Below are 1,229 nucleotides of genomic sequence, written 5' to 3' on the forward strand. Positions count from 1 at the left end.
ACCTGAAGGCCGCAGGTTCAAATCCTGCCCCCGCAACCAGAAACACCCTCAAAACCCCGCTAAGTCACTGACTCGGCGGGGTTTTTTGTTGCGCGTAACACCACATTCCTATCAAATTCCCCATTATTTCAAGGGTTTAACGCCAGTAGGTTCAAATCGGGGTGCCTGATACCCGCAACCAACTGCTCCGTACGCAGGCGTAGAAGGGCGTGCTCCGGCGTACCGGGGCATAAGCGGGCGTAGGAGAAAGGACAGGGGAGGGGACACTGCCCTCGGGCATGCAGAAACTCCTGAGACAATGCTATGTCGGGATGACGGCAATGGGGGCGTAAGCGGACGGCGAGAGGCCTGAGGTGTTAGCCGATCTCAGCCTTGAGTAATTTGATCTGCTGCTTTAGACAGATGGATGGCTACTGGTCGGAAGGTCCCATCCTGTCTTGACGTCATGCAAGGATGGAGAAGCCCGCAACACTTGCCGGATCGGTGTCAAAACCCAGATCGCCAGAAGGTGGTCCAGTCAGTAGCCCCAAATTTCTAAGAAAAGCTCATGAAACCAATATACCTGCATTTTTATCATAAAAATTTTGAGTATTTATCCGATCGATCAATCCGCCAGTTCATGAAAAAAGTGGCAAAAACGGTCAAGGATGCACAAATCAGTCAGATTAACACCTTCATCTTCTCGCAGGAACTCGAGTATCGTTATATGCGGTCCCTCCAGGACCGGCTAGAAAATCACATCCAGACTGCTTCGGCCTATGAAGTCCATAAGATTAAAAAAGGCTCGCTGACCGCCATTTTCGTTGTTGGATTGGTGCTGCTCGCTGCTACTTTCGATACCATCGTGACGGTTGTCGATGATGTTGACGAACGTGACAGGATTCTGAAGAACCTGAAAAAATCCCTGAAAGGGGATTGGGCTTGGAACAGTGCTCAAGAAATCGTGGATAGGCTTACGGGGGCCGAAGTTGGAAACCATGTCGTGGTTGACAAGATCAGGTTTCGAGAAAAAGATAAGAAAATTGACTTGGCCATCAAGCTTATAACCGATGTTGATCCGAATGATCCTCCGAGGAAAGCCGAGCCGACGTTGGAGATGATCGAGAATAACATCGACCAGCTATTGAAGAAAGGACGCCGGAACAAAGGGTAAGGAGCAACTCGTGAAATGGCACAATCGCGTCCCAGAAGAATGCGTCTTTTAATATTTGGGGCTGGCATAGGTAAGC

1 protein-coding gene is annotated in these 1,229 nt (G+C 49.8%); it reads left to right on the plus strand.

Annotated features, from left to right (window positions below; genetic code table 11):
• Positions 1 to 547: 547 nt before the first annotated feature.
• Positions 548 to 1,153, plus strand: a complete 606-nt coding sequence (locus AD944_RS00385) for a hypothetical protein (RefSeq protein WP_045543164.1) — start codon at positions 548 to 550, stop codon at positions 1,151 to 1,153.
• Positions 1,154 to 1,229 lie beyond the last annotated feature (76 nt).

It is taken from the genome of Acetobacter tropicalis (assembly GCF_001580915.1).
In the GTDB taxonomy this organism is placed as follows: Bacteria; Pseudomonadota; Alphaproteobacteria; order Acetobacterales; family Acetobacteraceae; genus Acetobacter; species Acetobacter tropicalis.

What these genes read in the sequence shown, in the direction of transcription:
- AD944_RS00385 (WP_045543164.1), top strand. Translation starts at nt 548, where the DNA reads ATGAAACCAATATACCTGCATTTTTATCATAAAAATTTTGAGTATTTA.